At 42.6% G+C, this 25124-nt stretch carries 18 protein-coding genes; 13 read left to right on the forward strand and 5 right to left on the reverse strand.

Annotation, left to right across the window (positions count from 1 at the left end):
• Positions 1 to 22: 22 nt before the first annotated feature.
• Positions 23 to 247: a membrane protein insertion efficiency factor YidD gene (gene yidD, locus J2X69_RS22270; protein WP_310108290.1), complete on the forward strand. Its 225-nt coding sequence runs from the start codon at positions 23 to 25 to the stop codon at positions 245 to 247.
• Here yidD and J2X69_RS22275 read toward each other — a convergent pair.
• Genes J2X69_RS22275 through J2X69_RS22295 form a run of 5 tightly spaced genes read right to left on the reverse strand, consistent with a single transcriptional unit; the run spans position 244 to position 5484 of the window.
• Complete coding sequence (locus J2X69_RS22275; RefSeq protein ID WP_310108292.1) at positions 244 to 1347, reverse strand: prolipoprotein diacylglyceryl transferase; 1104 nt, start codon at positions 1345 to 1347, stop codon at positions 244 to 246. The genes yidD and J2X69_RS22275 overlap by 4 nt on opposite strands.
• 10 nt (positions 1348 to 1357) lie before the next feature.
• A complete protein-coding gene (nadE, locus tag J2X69_RS22280) occupies positions 1358 to 3196 on the reverse strand; it encodes an NAD(+) synthase (RefSeq protein WP_310108294.1) in 1839 nt (612 codons plus the stop codon).
• A 32-nt stretch (positions 3197 to 3228) separates the two neighbouring features.
• Positions 3229 to 3969: a ribonuclease III gene (rnc, locus tag J2X69_RS22285; RefSeq protein ID WP_310108297.1), complete on the reverse strand. Its 741-nt coding sequence runs from the start codon at positions 3967 to 3969 to the stop codon at positions 3229 to 3231.
• A gap of 8 nt (positions 3970 to 3977) precedes the next feature.
• Positions 3978 to 5228 (reverse strand): beta-ketoacyl-ACP synthase II, encoded by a 1251-nt coding sequence (fabF, locus tag J2X69_RS22290; RefSeq protein ID WP_310108299.1) that lies wholly within the window; start codon positions 5226 to 5228, stop codon positions 3978 to 3980.
• A gap of 19 nt (positions 5229 to 5247) precedes the next feature.
• Positions 5248 to 5484, reverse strand: coding sequence for an acyl carrier protein (locus J2X69_RS22295; RefSeq protein WP_057940051.1), 237 nt, complete (start codon positions 5482 to 5484; stop codon positions 5248 to 5250).
• Between the two features lie 152 nt (positions 5485 to 5636).
• Here J2X69_RS22295 and J2X69_RS22300 point away from each other — a divergent pair, with 152 nt between their 5' ends.
• From J2X69_RS22300 to J2X69_RS22355, 12 genes are all read left to right on the forward strand, one after another.
• Positions 5637 to 6065: an IPExxxVDY family protein gene (locus tag J2X69_RS22300; RefSeq protein WP_310108307.1), complete on the forward strand. Its 429-nt coding sequence runs from the start codon at positions 5637 to 5639 to the stop codon at positions 6063 to 6065.
• 7 nt (positions 6066 to 6072) lie between these two features.
• Positions 6073 to 7497, forward strand: coding sequence for a pyruvate kinase (gene pyk / locus J2X69_RS22305; protein WP_310108309.1), 1425 nt, complete (start codon positions 6073 to 6075; stop codon positions 7495 to 7497).
• A 294-nt stretch (positions 7498 to 7791) separates the two neighbouring features.
• Positions 7792 to 8724 (forward strand): hypothetical protein, encoded by a 933-nt coding sequence (locus tag J2X69_RS22310; protein ID WP_310108311.1) that lies wholly within the window; start codon positions 7792 to 7794, stop codon positions 8722 to 8724.
• Positions 8725 to 9114: 390 nt separating this feature from the next.
• Positions 9115 to 9621 (forward strand): sigma-70 family RNA polymerase sigma factor, encoded by a 507-nt coding sequence (locus tag J2X69_RS22315; protein ID WP_310108313.1) that lies wholly within the window; start codon positions 9115 to 9117, stop codon positions 9619 to 9621.
• Positions 9608 to 9808 (forward strand): hypothetical protein, encoded by a 201-nt coding sequence (locus J2X69_RS22320; RefSeq protein WP_310108315.1) that lies wholly within the window; start codon positions 9608 to 9610, stop codon positions 9806 to 9808. Before J2X69_RS22315 ends, J2X69_RS22320 begins: the two co-directional genes overlap by 14 nt.
• Before the next feature lie 4 nt (positions 9809 to 9812).
• Complete coding sequence (lgt, locus tag J2X69_RS22325) at positions 9813 to 10634, forward strand: prolipoprotein diacylglyceryl transferase (RefSeq protein ID WP_310108317.1); 822 nt, start codon at positions 9813 to 9815, stop codon at positions 10632 to 10634.
• Positions 10635 to 11198: 564 nt separating this feature from the next.
• On the forward strand, positions 11199 to 13634 hold the full coding sequence (locus J2X69_RS22330) for an ABC transporter permease (protein WP_310108319.1): 2436 nt from the start codon (positions 11199 to 11201) through the stop codon (positions 13632 to 13634).
• Between the two features lie 709 nt (positions 13635 to 14343).
• Positions 14344 to 16698: an ABC transporter permease gene (locus tag J2X69_RS22335; RefSeq protein WP_310108321.1), complete on the forward strand. Its 2355-nt coding sequence runs from the start codon at positions 14344 to 14346 to the stop codon at positions 16696 to 16698.
• Between the two features lie 204 nt (positions 16699 to 16902).
• A complete protein-coding gene (locus tag J2X69_RS22340; RefSeq protein ID WP_310108323.1) occupies positions 16903 to 19263 on the forward strand; it encodes an ABC transporter permease in 2361 nt (786 codons plus the stop codon).
• Between the two features lie 271 nt (positions 19264 to 19534).
• Positions 19535 to 21913, forward strand: coding sequence for an ABC transporter permease (locus J2X69_RS22345; protein ID WP_310108325.1), 2379 nt, complete (start codon positions 19535 to 19537; stop codon positions 21911 to 21913).
• 154 nt (positions 21914 to 22067) lie between these two features.
• Entirely contained in the window at positions 22068 to 24482 is a 2415-nt protein-coding gene (locus J2X69_RS22350) for an FtsX-like permease family protein (RefSeq protein ID WP_310108327.1), read from the forward strand.
• Between the two features lie 380 nt (positions 24483 to 24862).
• A partial coding sequence (locus tag J2X69_RS22355) for an ABC transporter permease (RefSeq protein ID WP_310108330.1) occupies positions 24863 to 25124 on the forward strand: 262 nt, incomplete at its 3' end.

The following is a 25124-nucleotide window of genomic DNA, read 5'->3' on the forward strand; positions in this document are numbered from 1 at the left end:
GCTACAATTATAGGACTAATTCATGCCAAAATCCATACTTCGAAAGATAGCTATATTTCCAGTCTTGGTATATCAGTACACCATTTCTCCTTTATTTCCGTCGAGTTGTAGATATACACCTACTTGCAGTCAATACATGAAAGAGGCGATAATGAAGCATGGGGTTTTCAAAGGGGGCTGGATGGGGCTAAAACGGATAGCCCGTTGCCACCCTTGGGGAGGCCACGGGCATGATCCAATTCCTTAACCTTTGATTGGCTTCAACCCATTTTTCAGGGCACGGACCACTAATATAACCCCGGCTATTATCAGAGGAACACTGAGTAATTGACCCATATTGAAGGCCATAGCATCTTCGAAATCCACCTGACTTACTTTGAAGAACTCCCAGACGAAGCGCATGCCGAATACTGTGATCAGAAAGATACCCAATAGAATTCCTTCCGGCAACCGTTCTTTGTATTTGTTCCAAAGAGCAAAAAGCACAAGAAATATTACAAAATAAGAGAGGGATTCGTAGATTTGAGTTGGGTGCTTGGCTCTTCCGAATGTACGTACTGTGATCAAGTAATGGTCTCCTTTGTCAGCAATAGTCATATCCAGAGGACTTTCTCTTGGCTCAGCCAAGTAATCCTGACTGGACTTGAATTGCGTTAATACATACTTGATATCGCGTCGTAGTGTACTTTCCAATTCTTCCAAAGAATAGGTGCCTTTGCTTATTTCCAAGTCAATATTCAGTGGAACGATTCCGTTTCCAACCAATTCATTCTGGCGGTCATCAGGTTTGTAGGGATCGATTGATTCTATAGGAACCTTGAGCGTAGACAGTAATTCCTCCGTATCCCAGGCATAAACTATACCGTAATCTGATCCGGTGTCTTTTCCGCCGATCTCAGAGTTCATCAGATTCCCGAAGCGGATCAATGCTCCTGTCAGTGCTGTCACGATTACAATTCGATCTACTACCCAGAGGTAACTTTGTCCAGGAGTTCTTTTGGCATACAGCCATAAGGCAAAAAGAATGGCAATAGCAGCTCCATGACTGGCGAGTCCTCCTTCCCAGATTTTCAGGATCTCTATTGGATTACTTAAGTATTTGGCGGGTTCGTAGAAAAGCACATGCCCAAGTCTAGCTCCTACGATGGTCGCTATCACCATGTAGATGGTTAGCTTGTCAACCAACTCTGGGTTTTGCCCTTCTTTTTTGAAAAAGTGAACCATGAACTGCTGCGAAATCACGAAACCGGCGGCAAAAAGAATACTGTACCAAGGTGGTCTTTCCCAACCGGGAATTACTGAGGGGTTTGCATCCCACACCATATAGTTCATGATTAATTCAAACATAATTTCTTTGTTATAGTTGATCTAGTTGAGCAAGTTCTTCCGCAAATCCTCCTGATAAAATCGGGAATCTGTACCAGGTTTTGGGGTCCACATTGAATTCATCCAAATGGAAGGAAGGAGCGAATCTTTCCCTTTTCCATTGATTTCGTGACCAAAGTCGGAAGAATTTTTTGATATAGTTTTTCAAAATATCATGTTCCAATTCAAGTTCCTCAGAGAGGATAAGATAAATGTCCATAGGTGAACGTCTGTCGCGAATGGCAAGTTTTTCTATTTCCAGGATGACGGCGTAAGGCATCAAATCTTTTTCATCTGTCTGGGTTCTCTCCTGCGGACGGAGTTCGGCAGTTGGCTGAAGAGCGTTTACCTTTGCCAGACCTTCGCGATTCAGGCTTTTCTCAGCCCATCTCAGCCAGTTTAGGATGAAATATTTGTCCACAGCAGCTATGGGAGAGATGCTTCCGGAAGTATCTCCATCCATAGTAGTATAGCCCACATCGCCTTCACTTCGATTGGAGGTGGCTAGGAGCAGGGCATTATTGATATTGGCAAGCATCCAGATTATAGGAGATCTGGTCCTTGCTTGGATGTTTTGAAGCGTGATATCATCCTGCTCCCAAGTCAATTTCCTGCCAATGGCTTTTTCTATTTTGGCTGTGTAGGATTGCACTTCTTCATCGATATCCCAATGATAAAATGTGGCTCCTATGCTTTTGGCCAATGATTCTGCTGAAGAAAATGTGTCTTCAGAAGAGTTTTTGGTTCCTTGATATGCTGTGGTCAGTAATTGTCCTACAAGTTCTTTTTCCGGATCTTTTGAAGTAGGGAGCTTCTTAATACCTGCTTTCTTGGTAAATATTTCCAGTCCCAATTCATCTATCCCCCGCTTTACCATCTCAGCAACTAAGATGGCGACCGAAGACGAATCTGCACCGCCTGATAGGGATAAGACAAAACCGGAGCTTTTACTTTTTCTCATGTAATCAAAAAGAGCCAGAGCTGAAGCTTGGACAAACTCCTCATTCTTAGAGTTGACGGGAGCGATACCTTGAATTTTTGGTTCTAGGTAAAAGCTATTTACCTGATAGTCTTCAAAAGATAGAAGTCTATTCCTAGAGAGTAACTCTCCCGATTTAGCAAGCAGGATTTCCCCGTCGAAAATCATTCTTCCCGCTTCGTTTCCCAGTAAATTCGCATAGCAATAATAGCAGTCAAAACTGGCTGAACTTTCTTCTACCAGTTCTTTGCGAAGCTGGGTTTTGCCCATGGCAAAGTGACTGGCGCTGGGATTGAAGATCAAATCGACCTTACGCTCGTATAGGCTTAAACCGGGTCTAAGATTTTCCCTCCAGGCATCTTCACATATTTCGAATCCGTAATGGATATTTTTGTGATGAAAAGTCAGATCACCAAGAGGAACCTGCTGGCCCAGGAATTCTATTTCCACAACCTCATTTGCTATCCATGGTGTAAACCAGCGGAATTCATAATGAACACCGTCGATTGCCATAAATTGCTTTGCCACAAAGCCCTTGACAGTACCGTTTTCAATGACCGCTGCACAATTATAAACCTTATCCTGAATTCTTACGGGAAGGCCTACAGCTACAGTGATTCCCTTACAATGGGGGAGCAAAAGTGCAAGTTGAGCCAGCGCTTTCTTGGGATACCAATAACTTAAAAATAAATCTTCAGATCCGTATCCTGTGATAGCCAATTCCGGCAGGCACAGGATTTCAGCCTCTTGTTTTTTGGCTTCTTCAATGGCTAGAATAATTCTGTTCAGATTTCCTGACCAGTCCAGCGGTGTTTGATTGACGGTGGCTCCCGCGATTTTAATAGAAGACATGGATTGGATTGATTAATCCTAAAATTACTAAGCTAAGTGGCAATACTTAGTGTTTCGCACGCATTTTTGGCTGCTTCTTGCTCCGCTTTCTTTTTGGTGCTCCCTTTCCCTTGTGCGATTTCTTTTGCATCTACGTGTAAAGCAACCTTGAATTCTTTGAATCGTTGGTTTCCGCTGACGCCGAGCACCACAAATTCCACCGGTTTATTTTCCTTTTGAGACCACTCGATGATCTTACTTTTGTAATTTGTAGTAGTGGCGATCATGCTTTCTACATCAAAGTGAAGTAGAATTCTTTGGGTAATGAATCTCTTGGTGAAGTGATAGCCTTTGTCCAAGTAGACAGCTCCAAGAAAAGCCTCCAACATATCTCCATACAGCGACTTGTTTCCGGTAAATGTCCGCTCACCGATCTCCATATCCAATGCTTTTCGCAGGCCGATTTTGATTCCGGTATCGTTCAGCGTTTCCCTGTTTACCAGTTTGGATCTGGTCTCGGTGAGAAAGCCTTCGTCCCGGAAGGGGAATTTTTGGAAAAGGAATTCGGCAATGACTGCTCCCAAAATTGCATCTCCAAGAAATTCCAGTCGCTCATTGGAGAGTCGAAATCCCTGTGAAGTCTCCTCGCCCAAACCGGATGGGGTAAGTGCTAGTTTATACAGCGATAAATTAAAAGGCCTGCTCCCCGTCATCAGTCTGATGGAGGCAGCAAGCCTTTTGTCTTTTGCACTAAAGAAGAGATTGTTAAATCCGAGCCTTTGAAATAATTTCAAAATCCAGACTAATTATATTTTTTGAAAATCACCGAACAGTTATGTCCGCCAAATCCAAACGTATTGCTCAACGCATACTTTATCTCTCTCTCCTGTGCTTTGTTGAAAGTCAAATTTAGTCTTGGATCAAACGCTTCATCATCTTCGAAGTGATTGATCGTAGGAGGTACCACGCCTTTGTTCAAAGCAAAAATGCAAGCAATCGCTTCGACAGCTCCTGCAGCACCCAGTAGGTGACCCGTCATGGACTTTGTACTACTGATGTTCATCTTGTACGCATGCTCACCGAAAACTCCCTGAATCGCCTTAATCTCTCCTACATCTCCCAATGGAGTGGAGGTGCCGTGTACATTGATGTAATCTATGTCTTCAGGCTTAAGATTTGCGTCTTCCAAAGCTATTTTCATCACACTGCTGGCACCCAAACCATCGGGATGGGGAGCTGTGATGTGGTGCGCATCAGCAGTCATCCCACCACCTACGAGTTCAGCGTAGATTTTGGCCCCACGTGCTTTAGCATGTTCGTATTCTTCCAGGATTAATGCTCCGGCTCCTTCACCCAATACAAAACCATCACGATCCTTGTCAAAAGGTCTAGAGGCAGTCTCCGGTGATTCATTTCTTTGGGAAAGGGCTTTCATTGCATTGAATCCACCAATACCCGCTTCAGTGACTGCAGCTTCGGAACCACCGCTGATGAAAATATCAGCTTTTCCCATTCGGATGTATGTAAATGCATCGATTAGGGCATTGGTTCCTGAGGCACAAGCAGAAACTGTCACAAAGTTTGGACCGCGAAAACCATATTTAATAGATATAAAGCCGGAACTTATGTCAGCAATCATCTTCGGGATAAAGAAAGGATTGAAACGGGGAGTTCCATCTCCGGTGGAGAATGTAGTCACCTCATCCTGGAAGGTTCTTAGCCCTCCGATTCCTGATCCCCAGATTACTCCGGCTCTTGATTTATCGATTTTTTCAAGATCCAATCCCGAATCTACCACGGCTTCATCAGCTGAAATCATGGCATATTGGGTGAAAGGATCCATTTTTCGAGCTTCTTTTCTGTCAATAAACTGCTCTACGTCAAGGTTTTTGACCTCGCAGGCAAATTGGGTTTTGAAAAGGGAAGCATCGAATTTGGTAATCGGCGCAGCACCGCTCACACCATTAGCCAGACCGTTCCAGAATTCCTCTGCGGTATTGCCTATTGGTGTGAGGGCACCTATACCTGTTACAACAACTCTTTTTAAATTCATGGAATGAATTTAGGAATTATTATTTTACGTTAGCTTCCAAGTAGGTTACTGCTTGTCCAACAGTACCGATTTGCTCAGCCTGATCATCCGGAATAGAGATGTTGAATTCTTTTTCGAATTCCATAATCAATTCTACAGTATCAAGAGAATCAGCACCAAGATCATTGGTAAAGCTCGCCTCCAAAGTAACTTCAGACTCTTCTACGCCAAGTTTGTCAACGATGATGGCTTTTACTTTTTGTGCAATTTCAGACATTTTGTGATCAGTTTAGTTAATAACACTTCGCAAAGAAATATATTTAATGCCTAATTGACAAAGAAAAGATTCAAGTAAATTTTTATGCAAATCGTTGTCCATAGAAGTTGAATTATATTTTCTAACTTTGTTTTGATTCATTTTTTCCCCGCATGAAGAAGTCCAAATTACTGATTGAACATACATATGATTTCGAGCTTTTGGGGCTTGTATCGCCCGTAAAGGACTATAAGATGGCATGGCTTATCAATAGGGAATTAGACCTCAAACTCATCAAATCGGATGACCTATTATTGGAATTTATGACCCTTCCAAGCCTAAAAATCTCCCAATATTTCCTTTCTTTACCCCATGGATTTGTTCAACTGTTAAAAAATAAAGCCTTGAATTCCACGAATCAAGTGTCGTATTTGATACCGGAATTGAAATCAATGGATTATTTCCTTTTGGTACAAGACGAGACCTTTCAAATAAGTATTAATACATTTGCGAACCAGCTGGCAAAAAATCGCTACATACAAAATGTGATGAAGCTGGATGTAAGCAAACTTAAATCAAAAGAAAACCTATTAACTTATTAATCCCCTAATGAGCCATTTCAATAAGACTAAGATTCTAGCAACTATAGGCCCTGCTTCAAATAACTACGAAACCATCAAGAGTCTGGCAGCTGCCGGTGCAAATGTGTTTCGCATGAATTTTTCGCACGGAACACACGAAATTCACGCTGAAGTAGCATCAATTATCAGACAGATCAACAAGGATGAAGGCCTTAATCTGGGTATTCTCCAAGATCTCCAAGGTCCGAAAATCCGTGTGGGTGAAGTAGAGAACAATGGTGTGGAGATCAAGTCCGGAGAGCTAATCACCATTACAAATGATCCTGTAATAGGTACAAGCCGCCTCGTAAGTACTGTTTACCAGAATCTTCCGAATGATGTGGTGGTAGGAGACAGGATTTTGATCGATGACGGTAATCTGGAGGTAAGAGTGAACGATACCGATGGAAAGAATGTCAATTGTACAGTAATCCATGGCGGAATCCTGAAATCCAGAAAAGGAATCAACCTTCCAAACACCAAAGTAAGTGCTCCTTCTCTTACCGAGAAGGATATAGAAGACTTGGCGTTCGGACTAGAACAGGAAGTTGATTGGATCGCACTTTCTTTCGTAAGAACTGCTGCGGACATCATCGATCTTAGACAGAGAATTGAAGCAAAAGGCAAAGTTTGTAAGATCGTAGCCAAGATCGAAAAACCTGAAGCTCTTGAAAACATAGATGAAATCATCGAGGCCACTGATGCAATAATGGTGGCCCGCGGTGATTTGGGAGTGGAAGTTCCCATGGAAATCGTTCCTCTTTGGCAGAAAAGAATTGTAGAGAAATGTAAGCTTGCCTGTAAGCCGGTGATCATCGCTACCCAGATGATGGAAAGTATGATAGTAAATCCCCGTCCTACCCGTGCAGAGACAAATGATGTGGCCAATGCAGTACTTGATGGTGCAGATGCAGTTATGCTTTCAGCGGAAACTGCTTCAGGGAAATATCCTGTCAATGCAGTGAAAGCTATGAGTAGTATCATTAGCTACTTGGAAGAAAATGCGGAGATCTATCACAACCTCTATAAAATCCCTGAGGATGACAGCACATTCTTAAGCAACAATTTGATCTTGATGGCATCCAGACTTTCCAGAAATGTGAAAGCCAAAGCAATCGTGGGAATTACTTCTTCCGGTTTTACAGGATTTAGAATCGCATCCCACAGACCGTCTGCAGGTATCTTTGTGTTTACCAGAAACAAGCCTTTGATCACTCAAATGAGTATGGTATGGGGAGTACGTGCCTACTTCTACGAAAATCAGGTGTCAACTGACGCTACCTTTACTGATATCGAGAATACGTTGAAAAATGACGGTCACGTAAAAACCGGTGACATCATAATAAACACAGGCAGCATGCCGCTAAAATCAAACGGTAAAACTAACATGCTTAAAGTTCATATTGTAGAATAAACTTGCATTAAGCTGCTTTTAAAATTTCAAATAAAGAGACTTCGGTGACGGGGTCTCTTTTTTTAATATAGTCCTATCCCTGCGACTTCCCTAATCCAGTAAAGGTTACGAAGTAAGGGGAATTGCGTATATACATACGTTGAAATTTTGCCCGTCAGCGGACAAAACTGTCCGAGATATACTTGGGATAAATCGGAAATGCCCATTTCCAGCCGAAATTCTCACTTTTTTTTACCGGCATACTAATGGGGAATAGCAGACTCACTGACAACTGTGAATCTTAACCCAACACGTATGAAACTCTTAAAAATCCCTTCAGCATTCCTGCTTCTTGTTTTGCTATCCGTGCAGTTGGCTGCTTTTGCAACTCCTTTTAAGACAGATCCTTATCTCACCAAGCAGTTTACGCTCAATAGCTCAGGCAATCTCAAAATAGAGACATCCGGTGCATCAGTCGCTGTAACTGGCGCAAGTGGTAATCAAGTAATCGTCGATATGTTTGTGAAGCTGAACGGACAGGAAATAGGCACTGAAGATGCAGAGGTAGAACGGGAATTGGCTAACTATAACTTGGATATCAGCCAAAGTGGAAATACCATTGCTGTGATCGTGAAAAAGAAAAATAACAGTAGCCGAAGTAAATTGAATCTGTCATTCAAGATTCAGGTGCCCACCGAAATGTCTTCTAAATTTCAATCCAGCGGAGGATCTATTTCAGTGGATGGATTGAAAGGAGAGCAGGAAATAGCTACGAGTGGGGGAAGTATCCAGGTGTTAAATAGCAGTGGATATGTGAATACACACAGTTCAGGAGGCTCTTTTAGACTTGAAAACTTCGAAGGAAACGTCGATGTGCAGACCAGTGGAGGTTCGATAAAAGTAAACCGGCTCACAGGAGATCTGAAAGTAAATACTTCCGGAGGAAGCGTTAATATAACGGATATCAATGGCAGCATTTCCGCAAATACCAGTGGAGGATCTATCCGGGCTCAGCTATTGAATGTGGAGAAAGAACTTACCATGAAGAGCAGTGGAGGAAGCATTACCGCAGTAGTTCCTGATGGATTGGGGCTTGACCTTGATCTCAGTGGGGGAAGGGTAAATTCCAAGCTTTCCAATTTCAGCGGAGAAGTGAAAAAGGATAGAATTCTGGGTAAAATCAATGGCGGGGGAGTTCCCGTAACTATGCAAAGCTCCGGTGGAAGTATCAATCTGGAGTTTAATTAGTATCAAGATTTAAGTAGCAAAAAAACAAGATACAAGAGCTAAGAAACAAGAAGTTGGATTTAGAGAGTAGTGACTAGAGATAACTATGGTACTTCTCCTGACTTCCATTGCCAACGAGGCTGTTTCATAAGTAGGTTTTCTTGTCAGGCTGAGCAGCCAGTCTGCCGAAGGCATGAAAGTCGAAGCCTTTTATGCGCTAATTTGGCCCATTTCGACTTCCCTCCACAGCGAGGCAAGCTGCTCAATGGGACAATTATGAGTGATGAGACAACTTCGCTTTTTTTTGCCCGAAAGGGAACAAAAACGTTCGAGCCTTTTTCATTATTTTTTCATTTAGACTGTGACAAAATTGAAAACTTTGCGACTAATGGTTTATATAGTAAAGGTATCATGGAGTCTGAAGTAAAAATTATATTCTTAGGATTGATTCGACAAAACCAAGGTATTGTCAATAGCCTCTGTCGGCTCTATGCAAATTCTCAAGAGGAGATGAAGGATTATAGGCAAGATGTCTTACTCGCACTATGGAAGTCATTTCCCCAATTCAATCAGGAATCGAAAATAAGTACTTGGATGTATCGGGTAGCACTCAATACACTGATCTCCATTCAACGAAAAAAGAAGCTTGTTGTTTTGACAGAGCCATTTTCAGAATCTTTTGATAGAAAATATCATCAGGATGTGGGCTCTGATGATGACTTGTTGATTCTTCAGCATGCGATTGGTTTTCTCAAACCAATGGATAAAGCGGTAGTAATCCTCTATCTGGAAGGATACGATAATAAAGAGATGGCAAAGATGCTTTCCATTTCAGAGAGCAATGTCAGCACAAAATTGAACAGGATAAAAACTCAACTTAGAAAAACAGTAAAGACCTTACAAAATGAACCTAAATAGACTGAAGCCTTCCTGGGATCAATTCAAGGTTATCAATGGATTGGATGATATTGATGAATCTGAAATCCTTTCCTGTATCGAACCAAAAAGTTCGAGTTCCTTTAACCTTGTTTCCAAGCGAATAGCCCAAAATGCATTTGCTTATTCGTTGTTGATTTTCGCACTGAGTGGAGGGTGCTCAATCTAAGTCCATGCTTCCCCTATACATTTATTGGAACTATGATGGCAGCTTACTGGACCTTGGATTCTATGATATAAGGATCTATTCCTTACTCTTTGGGTTGGGTTTTATTATAGGTTTTTACCTTTTGCACAAGAAATTCAGAGCCGAATCCGTGCCAGAAGAAAAGCTGGATAAATTACTCGTTTTTGTAGTTGTTGGAACCGTAATTGGGGCAAGGCTAGGACATTGCCTTTTTTATGAGTTTGACTACTGTTTTCAAAATCCCCTGGAGATTTTCATTCCTGTACGTTTTTATCCTGAATTTGAAATTATCGGCTTTCGTGGACTTGCAAGTCATGGGGGAGGGATTGGGATTTTGGTTTCAGTTATGCTTTTTTCTTGGAAGCAAAAAATTAATATTTACTGGGTTTTGGATAAATTAGCCTTGGTAGTTCCATTAGCCTGTGGTTTTATTAGGTTGGGAAATCTATTTAACTCTGAAATGATTGGGAATCCCAGCACGGTACCTTGGGCCTTTGTATTTCAACAAATTGATTCAATCCCAAGGCATGCTGGGCAGCTGTATGAAGCTCTGGCCTATTTTTCCATATTTCTATTTTTGAACTTTTACGCTGGGAAAGCCCAAAAAGAAAAAGGATTCCTATTTGGGCTTTTTTTGGTTTTGTCCTGCACAGCCCGATTTCTTCTTGAGTTTTTCAAAATTGATCAAGTTGGATTTGAATCAGGAATGGTTTTAAACATGGGGCAATTGTTAAGTTTGCCTTTTATCATTGCAGGTCTGATTTTAATGATCAAGAGGAATCACATTTTGGTAAAAGCCATTAATTAAACTCTATGGGATTCCCTTTCATAAATAGGAATGGGGCTTTAGCCCATTCCTTCAGGATTTATAATCACAATCGGGCTTCAGCCCAATTCCAGTGACTGATGTTTTTTCTTTTCGCCAAAGTGAGTGTCCTCACTCACTTTCTTCAAACTCAGGATTCTAATTCCAATACAACTGCACCCTCCAGTGTCATTTTTTACCTCCTTATAACTAGTATTAGTTGCCCGAGAGCGAACAAAACTGTCCGAGCGTATTGAGCTTTGAATTCAAAAACACTTGATTCAGGCGCAAATGAATGTATTTTGACTGGCACGTTTGTGGAAAGTTGAAATTGGTAGAGCCAAGAGCCTGGAATCAAGAATGTAGATTCTAGATAAGAGAGACTGGATTTCCGTCATTGCGAATGAGGAACGAATGAAGCAATCTCTTTTTCTATCATTTGGTAACTATTCCAATTGCAAGAAACAGGAACCTTGAGAGAACAACGATGACAACTTTTGAAATAATGAACACTGAATGGCGAATGCTGAATACCAAAGTGAGACAAATCTGACAACCAATTGACCCATGCTGAAAAACTACTTTAAAATCGCCTGGAGGAATCTCCTCAAATCCAAAGGATTTTCATTTATCAATTTAACCGGATTGAGCATTGGCATATCGGCATGTATTCTTATCTCAGTTTACATTATTCACGAAACTAGCTACGATAAATTCGTGCCGGATTCAACGAATATTTACCGATTAGTCCGTCAATTTAATTTTGGGAAAGAGACTCTGAAAAGTATTCATTTCTCTGCAAACACGGCTCGGACAATTGAATCAGATTTTGGTGAAATTGAACAGGCTGGAAGGATAATGGATAACGATCTCTTCTATGGGGCTGGGACAAATGAACTCCAAATTGATGATGAAGTGATGCAACATCATGAAGCCGGATTTGCTTATGCTGATCAGGCTATTCTTGATATTTTCAGTATCCCGATGATATTCGGTGATGCAAAAACCGCATTGGAAGAACCCAAAACAATTGTGATTTCGCAAGCTGTTTCCCAGAAATATTTTAAGGATGAAAACCCTATAGGACGGGTTGTGTACCTTAATGGCAACAGGGATGATCCTCATAGAATCACGGCTGTAATGCGGGATTTTCCTACAAATTCCCACATGGACTATCAGTACTTTTTGACAATGAAAGGTGTGGAGTTTGACGAAGGGGAACAGGATCGCTGGATACAATCCAACTATTTTACATACGTCCGACTTAGACCGGATACCGATGTTTCCCTTTTTGATCAAACATTTGGAGCTTCCATTATTAAGAAATATTTAAAACCAGCCCTGGCAGCCGGAGGATATGCCATGGCAGAGGAGATTGAAGATAAGGCAAGTATTTACCTTCAACCTATGACCGATATTCAGCTTTACTCTGCTGATATTGGTTATGAATCCGGCTTTAGAAATGACATCAAAATTATCTGGATTTTTGGGACAGTTGCCTTGTTTATTTTGCTGCTTGCCACTATTAATTTTGTGAATTTGTCAACAGCCAGATCGGCCAATCGGGCTAAGGAAGTAGGCCTGCGGAAAGTGGTGGGCTCCGGTCGAAGTAACTTAGTCATACAATTCTTAACAGAATCACTAGTACTCACCCTGATGGCTTTTGTGCTCGGTGTGGTATTGGCGCAGACTTTTTTGCCGGTTTTCCAGAAAATGACTGGTATTGAGCTGTCTATGCCTTGGGGAAATCAACTTTTTATTCCCGTTTTATTACTTGCTGCGTTGGTGGTGGGTGGCTTGGCAGGATTTTATCCGGCGCTTTACTTATCCGGCTTTTCCCCGATCAATGTGCTAAAAGGAAAACTTCGTCTAGGGGGTAAATCCAGTGGTTTTCGAAGTGGTTTAGTGGTCTTTCAGTTCACGATTTCCATCATACTTATCATCGGCACACTCATCATTAATGAGCAAATGTCTTTTATTCTGAATTCCAAAGTGGGCTTTGAAAAAGATCAGGTAATTCAACTCTATGGAACGAACATGCTGGGGGAAAAAGATGTGATATTCAAAGAAGAACTTTCCAAGATGCAGGAAGTGGAATCCGTAAGTATCAGTGATTATTTGCCACTGGAGAACACTAAAAGAAACGGCAATTCATTTACCAAGGAAGGTGGAGAAAATATAGATGAAGACATTTCTGGCCAGGTCTGGCAAATAGACGAAGACTATTTGGAGACGCTGGGGATTGAACTGATAGCAGGAAGGAACTTCGATGCAACTATAGCTTCAGATCGGGATGCCACCATCGTGAATGAACAAATGGTAGCAGAGCTGGGACTTACTGACCCTATCGGAAAAAAAGTATCCAGATCAGGCCATTTGAATGAAATAATAGGCGTGGTGAAGAATTTCCGATACGATAACATGAAACAAAGAGTAATGCCTCTGGCATTGTTTTATGAGAAGAGCAATACCATTATATCGGTCAAAGTAAATACTGCGGATATGCCCGGCCTGCTGAAAACTATAGAAAAAAAGTGGGATGAATTTGCTCCCAATCTGTCATTCCGTTATGCGTTTATGGATGATTCATTTGCTCAGATGTACGACAACGTCTATCGGATCAAGACCATATTTACCAGTTTTGCGGTATTGGCTATTTTCGTCGCTTGCATGGGGTTGTTTGCCTTGTCAGCCTTTATGGTGGAGCAACGAAACAAAGAAATGAGCATCCGAAAAGTTTTGGGAGCATCCATCCAAGGGATTTATAGACTGCAAACCCAAAATTTCGTTTATTTAGTTCTAATATCATTGCTCTTTGCCATTCCTATCGCTTATTACTCGATGGAGAATTGGCTCAAAGATTATGAATACAAAATTGAAATAAGCTGGCAGATATTTCTTGTTTCCGGGGCTGTCGCCATTTCTATAGCTTTACTTACAGTTAGTTATCATGCTTTTAAATCAGCTCTTATAAATCCGGTGAATAATTTGAAAGGAGAGTAACCAAAGTCTCTGCCTCCACTTGTGCCTACCTTCCGGTGGGCGGGGCGTCACAAATGGTAAACGTCCCAAGTTGATTTCAGTTTGTGAGACAAAAACCGGAGCGAAAAGTTGATTTTCCTGTTCGATGTTATCACGTGAGACACTCACGTGGGCGAAGTAAAAGCCATTAATTAAACTCTTTGGGATTCCCTTTCATAAATAGGAATGGGGCTTTAGCCCATTCCTTCAGGATTTATAATCACAATCAGGCTTCAGCCCAATTCCAGTGACTGACGTTTTTTCTTTTCGCCAAAGTGAGTGTCCTCACTCACTTTCTTCAAACTCAGGATTCTAATTCCAATACAACTGCACCCTCCAGTGTCATTTTTTACATCCTTATAACTAGTATTAGTTGCCCGAGAGCGAACAAAACTGTCCGAGCGTATTGAGCTTTGAATTCAAAAACACGTGATTCAGACTCAAATGAATGCTTTTTGACTGGCACGTTTGTGGAAAGTTGAAATTGGTAGAACCAAAGAGGTCAGAACCAAGAACCAAGAATAATGAGTCAAGAGATTGGGGACAAGAGAATTGAAACAAGAACTAAGAGATTTATAAGACCCCGAAAGTGGATACGGGTTTTAAACTCTCCAACTTCCCGATTCCTTGCTTCCTAATCTTTCAATACAAAGATCCATTACTGCGGACAAGTCCTTTCAAATCCTATAAAATGCTCAAAAACTACCTTAAAATAGCTTGGAGAAGTCTCCTCAGAAAAAAAGGCTTTGCTTTCATTAACATTGGGGGACTTGCCATAGGAATGGCCGCTTCGGTTCTGATTATGGTCTGGATTCAGTTTGAGTTTTCGGTAGACAGTCAGTACGAAAAGTCAGATCGGATCTACTCGGTGTGGCGAACGAATATAAACCAGGGTGAATCCATCACCTGGAATGCTACTCCAACACCTTACGCTACGGCACTCCAGGAGCAATATCCGGAAGTCGAAGCCGTGACTCATGTCACAGAATGGGACCCGATGGTCTTGTCGGTGGGAGAAAACAGTTTTTATGAGCAAACGACCTTTGTTGATCCGGGCTTTTTCGAGATGTTTGATTTCCGGGTTTTGGAAGGAAATCCGATGGAAGCAATGAGTTCCCCTGATCATATAATTCTGACCAAATCTGTCGCCCGGAAACTCTTTGGAGAAGAGTCCGCTCTTGGGAAATCAGTGACGGTAGAGTCTGAGTTAGAGTTTGAGGTGAAAGCCATTGTAGAAGACTTACCAGAAAACACCAACTTTAAATTCACGGCTTTTTTGCCTTACAACAAGCTCGAAGCCATAGGATGGACCGGGAATTACTGGGGGAACAATAACTGTCGGACTTTTGCAATGCTGAAGGCAGACTCCGACTTAAACTCCTTCAATCAGAAAATTGTTGATTTCTCTCTAAGAAATGGAGATGTCCAGAACACCACCGATTTTTTGTTTCCCATGTCTGAGCTCCATTTGAAGAGTAAGTTTGAAAATGGGAAATCTGTAGGAGGACGGATCGATCTGATCCGGATGTTTGGCTTAGTAGGCATTGTGATCTTGCTGATCGCTTGTATCAATTTTGTCAATCTAAGCACAGCTCAAAGTGAGAAAAGGGCTAAAGAAGTGGGAATCAGAAAAGTTTCAGGAGCGGATCGTGGCATGCTGATCGGTCAATTTCTGGCTGAATCAATTCTGATATCAGTGGCGGCATATTTACTGGCTTTACTCCTTATTTCGTTGCTTTTCCCAGGATTTAACCAATTAATCGGAAAAGAGCTGAAACTCCCGTTCAATCAGCCTTATTTCTGGGTTTTCTCTCTGGGCTATGTGTTTCTGACTGGGATTTTGGCTGGAATTTATCCTGCGTTTTTGCTGAGTTCATTCAAACCCGTATTGGTACTGAAGTCAAGGATGAGCAGTGCCAAAAGCTGGTTTAAACCTAGAGAAGTCTTGGTCGTATTTCAATTTACCATTGTGGCAATCCTGATTGCCAGCACTTGGATTATCCGCGAACAGATGCAGTTTGTACAGAATAGAGATCTAGGCTTGCAAACTGAAAATCTAATCTTCCATCCGATGACTGCACCGCTGAAGAAAAACTTCTCGGCAGTACGAAGTGAGGTAGAAGCTTTACCTGGAATTGTATCTGTTTCCAGTACCTTTTCGCCTTTTACTGAAGAATACAGCAACACCAATACGATCAGTTGGCAAGGAAAGGAGGATGCTTTCATGCCAAATATCAACCGAATGGGAGCAGATGCCCATGTGGTGAAAACGGCCGGATTGCAGCTAATTGCAGGACGGGATATAGACGTTTATACGAATGCCAGCGACAGCACGGCAGTTTTGATCAATGAGACTGCGAGAGACTTTATGGGATTTGCAGATCCGCTAGGTGAGATCGTCAAGGACGGTGATCGGGAATATCGGGTGGTTGGTGTGGTGAAGGATTTTATCATTGAATCTCCATTTGCCAATCCAGAGGGAATCATGATTTTTGGCCCCAAAATCCAGCAGAATTTTATCCATATCCGACTTTCCGGTGCAGACTTACAGACCACTTTGGCGCAGTTGGGGGGAATATTTAGGAAGTTTAATCCCGGTTCGCCCTTTGAATACAAGTTTTCGGATGAAGTTCATGCTCAGAAATTTGCCAGTCAACAACAAACCGGTTCCCTGACAGCGATTTTTTCGGGACTGGCGATTTTGATTTCCTGCCTGGGCCTGTTTGGTTTGGCAGCATTTATCGCAGAGCAGCGGAGCAAAGAGATTTCAGTACGAAAAGTATTGGGTGCTTCCGTGCAGGGATTGGTGCTGCTGCTTTCAGGAGAGTTTACCAAGCTGGTGTTGATTGCGATGCTGATTGGTGTTCCGATCACTTGGTATGCCATGAGTGCTTGGCTTGAAGGATTTGACTATCGGATTGGGATAGACTGGAAAGTGTTCCTCGGGACAGGCCTGATTGCGTTGCTGATTGCCTTTTTGACGGTAAGCTCACAGGCGATCAAAGCTGCATTGGTTAATCCAGCGAAGACGCTTAAGAGCGACTAGGGGGCGAAGTTTTCAGTTGGCAGTGATAAGTGATCAGAGAATCAAGAGACAAGAATCAAGAGTTAAGAAAAAAGAATTATGTATCAAGTAGAAAGACGTTAGTATCTGTCATGCTGATCGGAGTCGAAGCAAAGACAATAAAAAAAAGACAAATGGCTCGTATAAAGGGACTTAATTTTCCAATATTAAAATATTCCAATTCCAATGCTGAAAAACTACTTTAAAATCGCCTGGAGAAACATTGCCAGAAGCAAAGGATACGCCTTCATTAATATTGGAGGATTGAGTATCGGAATGGCTTCTGCTATTCTCATTCTGTTGTGGGTGCAGAATGAAGTAAGTATGGATCGGGAGCATCCCAAGTCCGATCGGATTTACAAAACGTATAACAGGGATACGTTCAGCGGTGAACTTTGGGTTTGGGGATCCTCCCCAAAAATTCTGGGACCAACGCTTAAACAAGATTATCCTGAAGTGGAACAGGCGGTGAGAATCAATGATGCCAATTTCCTTTTCACAGTTGGGGATAAAAAAATGAACGAATCAGGGGTCTTTATTGATCCTGAATTCTTAGATGTTTTTGATTTACCAGTGCATCAGGGCAACAGTTCTACTGCGTTGGATGATCCCTATAATATGGTGGTCACAGAAGATTTTGCCAAGAAGCTTTTTGGTGAAGAAAATGCAATAGGTCAGTCAGTCAAGATCGATAGTACTGATATATTCACCGTCACCGCGGTATTAGAAAATATCCCAAACAACACCCGTTTCCAGTCCGACTACTTTCTCTCTTGGGCATACATGAAGAAACTTGGCTGGGATGATGAATGGTGGGGAAACAACTCAGTGGAAACCTATGTCTTACTTGCGGAAAATGCCTCTCTGGAGTCGTTTAATGAAAAAATAGTAAACGTAACCAAGGATCATACGAATGGTGAAAATACTACCGAGGTGTTTACCTATCCACTCTCGCAAATCCACCTCTACGGGAAAAGTGAGAATGGAAAGCTTGTAGGAGGTAGAGTGGTCACTGTGCGGATGTTTGCATTTATCGCCCTGTTTATTCTGGTGATAGCCTGTATTAACTTTATGAATCTGAGCACTGCCCGAAGTGAAAAGAGGGCGAAGGAAGTGGGTTTGAGAAAAGTGGTAGGAGCAAGAAAGACGTCACTAATTGCTCAGTTTATCGGAGAAAGTACATTGATCGCGTTTATAGCAGGATTTTTTGCGCTTCTGTTTGTTGAATTGACTCTTCCATCGTTTAATACGCTGGTAGATAAGCAGCTTCATATCCCATACAGCGATGTGGTTTTCTGGTTTCAACTGATTGGCTTTATCCTTTTGACAGGTTTGCTAGCGGGTAGTTATCCCGCATTCTTTCTTTCCTCATTCAGTCCTGTACATGTATTGAAAGGGACGTTCCGCTCGGCAGCCTCTGCGGTAAACCCAAGAAAAATATTGGTGGTTCTTCAGTTCAGCTTTGCCATTGTACTTATAGTCTCCACGATAATCATTCAGCGTCAGATTAGTCATGCCCAAAAAAGGGAGCTGGGCTATGATAGAGACAACCTTATTTATGTAATGATGCAAGGTGATATTGATAAGCACTACAGCGCCATCAAACAATCCCTGCTAAACAGCGGGGCCATAGAGGCTATGACTAAGTCCATGAGCCCTATTACCCAGCGCTACAGCGATGGCTGGGGTTATTCTTGGGAAGGCAGTACTCCAGAGGATGAAAAGTTGGACTTCATCAGATTTAGTACGGATGCGGATTTTATGAAGGTGATGGGGACCAAGTTGGTTGAGGGAAGGGATATCGATATCCATCAGTTTCCAAGTGATTCGACTGCCATTTTATTGAATGAAACGGCTGTGAGAAAAATGCGATTGGAAGATCCTCTGGGACAGATCGTATCTGATGGAGATGACAACTATACTGTTGTAGGTATTATTAAGGATTTTATTTTTGAATCTCCCTATGATCCCGTCAATCCTTTAATGGTATTTGGGCCTTCTTCTTGGTTTGGTGTGGTACATATACGCTTCAAAGCAGATCAGCCTGTTGCTGAGAATATTGCTTCAATTCAAGAAGTCTTTGAAGAATTCAATCCCAATTTTCCTTTTGAGTACAGTTTCGTAGATGAGCAATATGCCAGAAAATTCAATGATACCAGGCGTACCGCCAGCTTGTCTATCCTTTTCACCATTCTGACCATAGTGATTTCCTGTTTGGGGTTATTTGGACTTTCCACCTATATGGCGGCAAACCGTATCAAGGAAATAGGTGTGAGAAAAGTCCTGGGTGCAAGTGTGGGAAGTATCTCCATGTTGCTATCCAAGGATTTCCTAAAGCTGGTAGGGATCGCATTTCTTCTGTCCGTTCCCGTAGCATGGTATGTCATGGATCAGTGGCTTGAGAATTATCAATACAGTGTGGGAATTGAATGGTGGGTGTTTGTGGCCACGGGTACTGTGACGATGCTTATTGCCTTGTTTACGGTAGGTTTTCAATCGGTCAAGGCAGCTATGACCAATCCTGCGAGAACGCTGAAGAGCGAGTAGAAAGTATTAAGTAGCAAAGACGTAAGTAGCAAGATAGTAGAGGCAAGAGGTAAGAGTCAAGAGCACAGAATCAAGATGATTGAGTAAAAAGTATTAGGTGAAAAGAAAGAAGTGAAGAGGTTTTAGCTTATAAAAAAAGATTTACGAGTGAGTGAGAAGAGACTTCGACTTCGCTCAGTCTGACACAGTGAGTGACCTTACCACTTTTGAACTAGGAACCTTTCAATCTTTCAACTCGCCACGGCGGACAAGTAATTAAAATCTTGCAACCATGTTAAAAAACTATATAAAAATCGCCATTCGTAACCTTACCAGAAGCAAGGCATTTAGCATCCTCAACATTGCCGGGCTGGGCATCGGCATGGCATCGGCTATCCTCATTCTGCTGTGGGTACAAAACGAGACGAGCATGGATCGGGAACACCCCAAGTCCGACCGGATCTACATGATGTACAGCAGGGATACGTTCGGCGGCGGGCTTTGGGCTTGGAACAGTACTCCCAAAATATTGGCTCCTACGCTTGAAAAAGACTATCCGGAAATCGAGAAAGCAGTCAGAGTTACCGATTATGCCGATTTCCTGATTACTGTAGGGAATAAAAAACTGAATGAGAATGGTGTCTTTGTCGATCCCGAATTTTTCGATGTATTCGATTTCCCCTTGCTCCAAGGCAACCCTTCTTCGGCACTGGATAATCCCTATAATATCGTGGTCACGGAGGACTTTGCACGGAAGCTCTTCGGCTCAGTGAACGCCGTGGGACAGACCGTCAAAATTGATAGTGCCGATATATTCACAGTTACCGCAGTATTGAAAAACCTGCCCAACAACACCCGCTTCCAATCCGATTACTTCCAGATCGATTATATTCTTCCGTGGTCTTATATGACCAAATTGGGTAGGGACGATGAAGATTGGGGAAATACCTCGGTGGATACCTATGTTTTACTGAGTGAAAACGCATCGCAAGAAACATTTGACCAAAAAGTCAAAGACATTACCAAGGAGCACACCAATGGGGAATCCAGCACGGAAATGTTCAGCTATCCGCTGTCACAGGTGCATCTTTACGGCAAAAGCGAAAACGGTCAGTTGGTGGCCGGGCGAGCCATCACGGTACGCTTGTTTGCCTTCATCGCAATTTTTATCCTGGCAATCGCCTGTATCAACTTTATGAACCTCAGTACAGCCCGGAGTGAAAAGCGAGCCAAGGAAGTAGGACTGAGAAAAGTGGTGGGTGCGGGCAAGGCATCCCTTGTAGCCCAGTTTATCGGAGAAAGCACACTAATTGCCTTCATTGCCGGACTGGTGGCACTACTGGTTGTCCAGCTTGTCCTTCCGTCCTTTAACACACTAGTGGACAAACAGCTTTTCCTGCCTTACGGTGACCTGGTCTTTTGGGCACAATTATTCGGGTTTATCCTTTTTACGGGTCTATTGGCGGGAAGCTACCCTGCTTTTTTCCTTTCCTCATTCAGTCCGGTTAAGGTGCTGAAAGGTACTTTCCGCTTGGCAAATGCGACGGTCAACCCCCGTAAAGTATTAGTAGTGTTGCAGTTCAGCTTTGCCATCGTGCTGATCGTCTCCACCATCATTATCCAGCGTCAGATCAGCCATGCACAAAACAGGGAGCTGGGCTATAATAGAGAGAACCTCATTTACGTGAATATACAGGGCGACATAGACAAACGATATGAGAGCATCAAACAGTCGTTGCTCGGCAACGGCTCGTCTCTTGCGGTCACCAAATCCATGAGCCCCATTACAGAACAATATAGTAACAACTGGGGCTATTCCTGGCCGGGCAGCACTCTGGAGGATTACAAGCTTACTTTCATAAAATTCAGTACGGATGCCGATTTCGTGAAAGTAATTGATACAGAACTGGTAACAGGAAGGGACATCGACATCCATCAGTTTCCAAGTGATTCTACGGCAGTTTTATTGAATGAAACAGCCGTAAAAAAAATGGGCTTGGACGATCCCCTTGGGCAGGTTGTATCCAGGGGCGATGAGAAATACACCGTCGTGGGTGTTATCAAGGACTTTATTTTTGAGTCTCCTTATGATCCAGTCAAGCCCTTGATGGTCATGGGGCCCACTTCATGGTTTAGCGTCTTGCATATCCGCCTCAATCCCGAACAGACTGTTTCCCAAAGTTTGGCATCTGTCCAAGGTGTTTTCGAACAATATAACCCAAACTTTCCCTTTGAATACCATTTTGTGGATGAAGCATATGCCAAGAAGTTTGACGATACCAAGCGTACTGCCAGACTGTCCATGTTGTTCACCGTACTGACCATCGTCATTTCTTGCCTCGGCTTATTCGGTCTATCGGCTTATATGGCTGCAAACCGCATCAAGGAAATCGGGGTGCGAAAAGTTTTGGGAGCCAGCGCAGCAAGTGTTTCTATACTGCTTTCCAAAGACTTCCTAAAACTGGTGGGCATTGCATTCATCATCGCCACTCCTATTGCCTGGTATATTATGGGCAAATGGTTGCAGGATTATCAGTACAAGATTGGCATTGAATGGTGGGTCTTTGTAGCCACTGGGGCAATATCTATGCTTATCGCCTTGGTTACGGTAAGTTCGCAGGCGATAAAAGCGGCGGTGAGGAATCCGGTTGATAGTTTGAGGAGTGAGTAGAGACTTCGACTTCGCTCAGTCTGACACAGTGAGCGACCTTACCACATTAGAACCTTTCAACCTTACCACTTTCCAACTTCTGAACACCTAATCTTTCAATTTTAAAATCTTCCAATCCGCCACGGCGGACAAGTATTTCCAATCCATAAAGAAAATGCTGAAAAACTACATCAAAATCGCCTGGAGAAATCTTCTGAAAAAGAAGGTGTATTCGTTTATCAACATCGTAGGACTTGGAGTCGGAATGGCTTGCTGTGTACTCATATTTATGTTTGTGCAGGATGAGCTTTCCTATGATAAGTATCACGAAAAAGGGGACAGAATATTCAGAGTAACTCACGGTGAAGCACAGGAAGGAGTGGAGCCTGATCTATCCGGTTTTTGGGTTTGGGGGAATGCTCCTATTGGGCCAGCTTTGCAACTGGATTTTCCGGAGATTGAAAAAGTGGTCCAGTTCTCCGGAAGAGCTGATATTCTTTTTACTGTAGGGGAGGAGACTCAGCAGGAAGATGGCGTGTTTTTTATGGATTCCACGGTGTTTGATGTATTCAGCTGGGAGTTGCTGGAAGGAGATCCCAAGACGGCTCTAGTAGCTCCGTTCAGTGTGGTCTTGACGGAGTCAACTGCCAAAAAATACTTTGGGAATGAGGAAGCACTGGGAAAAACAATGAAGGGAAGTGAAGCAGCCGGTAGATCAAATGCGGGTGATTATACAGTGACCGGAGTCATGAAGGATCTTCCTTCCAACTCTCATTTCAAGTTCAATACCTTATTGTCTCTAAGCACTTTCAAGCAGTCCAGACCAGGGATTTTTGAAGAATGGGGGTACGTGGATACTTACACCTATTTCCTGGTTAATGAGCAATTTGACCCGGCTTCTTTTGAAGCAAAAGTGCCTGGATTTTTAGATAAAAGATACCCGTACAAAGATTATCCATATACCATTGCAATCGAGCCTCTTAAAGATGTTTATCTAAGAACATCGGCAGTAAGACAACCTGGCGATACGGGTTCTTTGACAAATATCTATGTATTCTCCATCATAGGTCTCTTTATTCTCGCTATTGCGATGATCAATTTTATGAACCTATCCACGGCCCGGTCTATGGAGCGGGCCAAGGAAGTAGGTATCCGCAAATCTATCGGGGCAGATCGCCGAAGTTTGATATTTCAGTTTTTGGGAGAATCTCTGATTATCGTGGTATTGGCAGCCGTAGTCGGTATTATTTTGACGACCATCGCATTGCCGATGATGAATGATATGACTGGAAAGGTATTCGAAATCAGCCGAATAGTCAACTGGCAGACAATTCCTGCTTTTCTGGTTATCATGCTTGTGATTGGCCTTTTGGCAGGCTCATACCCAGCCTTGGTTTTGTCGGGTTTCAAGCCGGTGATGATTCTCAAAGGAATAAATAAATCAGATGCCAGAGGAGTAAATCTCCGAAAGGGATTGGTGGTTTTTCAGTTCAGCTTATCGATTGCCCTGATTGCCGGGACGATAATTGTCTATACTCAAATGAGTCACTTGCTGGATAAGGACATGGGCTTTGATAAAGAGCACATGGTGGTATTGGACTACAATTATGATGAGCAGGTGAATAATGTCTCTTCGTCTTTGGAAAGCGAGTTGGAGAAAAACCCGGCTATTCTTTCAGTGGCCTTTTCGCGGAGCGTTCCGGGAAGTCATTTTCCTAATGCAGGTACAACTATCGAGGGGCTTGACGGGGAGATGTTAGAGCGAGGACAGGCCATATTTCAGGTAGGATTGGATTTTATAGATCATTATGGTCTGGAGTTGGTGGCAGGAAGATCGTATTCCAGAGATTATCCCTCAGATTCCACATCGGCTTTGGTCATCAATGAAGCTGCGGCTAGGCAGTATGGTTATTCTAATCCCGCGGACATAGTAGGAAAAAAGTTTGACCAGTGGGGAAGGGCTGGGGAAGTGATTGGAGTGGTAAAGGATTTTAATTATATCTCTCTGCATAATACCGTAGAGCCGTTGACTTTGCCTTTTGAAGCCTATGCGAGTAGGTATATGAGTTTGAAAGTGAAAGGTGAAGACTTGCCCGCCACACTTTCTCAGATTGAGGGAGTTTGGAAGCAACTGGCTCCCCACAGGCCGTTTATCTACAGTTTTCTGGATGAGGATTTCAATAAGCAATACGAATCAGATTTCAGATTCAGACAGATTTTCACCACATTTTCGGTATTGGCGATTTTGATTGCCTGCCTTGGGCTTTTAGGACTTGCTACCTACACCGCTGAGCAGCGGACCAAGGAAATCGGCATCAGAAAAGTACTTGGGGCAAATGTGGGAAATATTGTAGGTCTACTTTCCAAAGACTTTATCAAGTTGGTTTTGGTGGCGATTGTGGTCGCTACTCCACTTGCATGGTATGTGATGAATAGATGGTTGGAAGGCTTTGCTTATCAGGTTTCAATACATTGGTGGGTTTTCCTTGTATCGGGTGTGTTGGCGGTAATCGTAGCGCTGGTGACAATCAGTTTCCAGTCTGTAAAAGCAGCGCTGATGAATCCAGTGGAGAGTTTGAAGAGTGAGTAATTAGTAGGCAGTGGTCAGTTTGCAGTTGTCAGTTGGGTACGTTATTGCGAACGACGGAGGAGTGTGGCAATCTCTTTTGTTAGTATTCAGTAAAGTTCAAGAGTCCAGAAATATTGAATATCGAATGATAAATGCCGAATAATGAAGATTAGACAAGCAATTAGCGGTTAACCATAGTCTGAAAGTATCAAGTATTTAGTATCAAGATTCTAGAACCTAGAATCAAGATCAAAGAGTTTAGATGACAAGAGATTGAAGGTTAGACAACCGATTAACCTTTAATCTTTTAACCTTTAATCAATTAACCCTTAACCATAGTCTGAAAGTATCAAGTACCTAAACCTTAGAACCAAGAACCAAAAGACTAAACCTATCTGTCTATGCTACGTCACAACTTTCTCCTGTTCTACAGAAACTGCAAGCGGTTTAAAAGCACATTTATAATCAATTTGATTGGTTTGTCCAGTGGACTGGCTTGTTCCCTATTGATTTTTCTTTGGGTGAATGATGAATTACAAGTTGATAAGTTCCACGAGAATAAAGGAGGGCTGTATCAGATATTGGAGAATGTAGACCAAGGTGGCACGACTATCACCAGACAATCGACTTCAGGACCTATGGCGGAAGCCATAGCCAGAGAAA

It is taken from the genome of Algoriphagus sp. 4150 (assembly GCF_031457395.1).
In the GTDB taxonomy this organism is placed as follows: Bacteria; Bacteroidota; Bacteroidia; order Cytophagales; family Cyclobacteriaceae; genus Algoriphagus.

Coding starts and splice junctions, on each gene's coding strand:
- J2X69_RS22345 (WP_310108325.1), top strand. CDS start 19,535: ATGTTAAAAAACTATATAAAAATCGCCATTCGTAACCTTACCAGAAGC.
- nadE (WP_310108294.1), bottom strand. CDS start 3,196: ATGTCTTCTATTAAAATCGCGGGAGCCACCGTCAATCAAACACCGCTG.
- J2X69_RS22310 (WP_310108311.1), top strand. CDS start 7,792: ATGAAACTCTTAAAAATCCCTTCAGCATTCCTGCTTCTTGTTTTGCTA.
- yidD (WP_310108290.1), top strand. CDS start 23: ATGCCAAAATCCATACTTCGAAAGATAGCTATATTTCCAGTCTTGGTA.
- J2X69_RS22330 (WP_310108319.1), top strand. CDS start 11,199: ATGCTGAAAAACTACTTTAAAATCGCCTGGAGGAATCTCCTCAAATCC.
- J2X69_RS22315 (WP_310108313.1), top strand. CDS start 9,115: ATGGAGTCTGAAGTAAAAATTATATTCTTAGGATTGATTCGACAAAAC.
- J2X69_RS22295 (WP_057940051.1), bottom strand. CDS start 5,484: ATGTCTGAAATTGCACAAAAAGTAAAAGCCATCATCGTTGACAAACTT.
- J2X69_RS22300 (WP_310108307.1), top strand. CDS start 5,637: ATGAAGAAGTCCAAATTACTGATTGAACATACATATGATTTCGAGCTT.
- lgt (WP_310108317.1), top strand. CDS start 9,813: ATGCTTCCCCTATACATTTATTGGAACTATGATGGCAGCTTACTGGAC.
- J2X69_RS22275 (WP_310108292.1), bottom strand. CDS start 1,347: ATGTTTGAATTAATCATGAACTATATGGTGTGGGATGCAAACCCCTCA.
- fabF (WP_310108299.1), bottom strand. CDS start 5,228: ATGAATTTAAAAAGAGTTGTTGTAACAGGTATAGGTGCCCTCACACCA.
- J2X69_RS22340 (WP_310108323.1), top strand. CDS start 16,903: ATGCTGAAAAACTACTTTAAAATCGCCTGGAGAAACATTGCCAGAAGC.
- pyk (WP_310108309.1), top strand. CDS start 6,073: ATGAGCCATTTCAATAAGACTAAGATTCTAGCAACTATAGGCCCTGCT.
- J2X69_RS22320 (WP_310108315.1), top strand. CDS start 9,608: ATGAACCTAAATAGACTGAAGCCTTCCTGGGATCAATTCAAGGTTATC.
- J2X69_RS22335 (WP_310108321.1), top strand. CDS start 14,344: ATGCTCAAAAACTACCTTAAAATAGCTTGGAGAAGTCTCCTCAGAAAA.
- J2X69_RS22350 (WP_310108327.1), top strand. CDS start 22,068: ATGCTGAAAAACTACATCAAAATCGCCTGGAGAAATCTTCTGAAAAAG.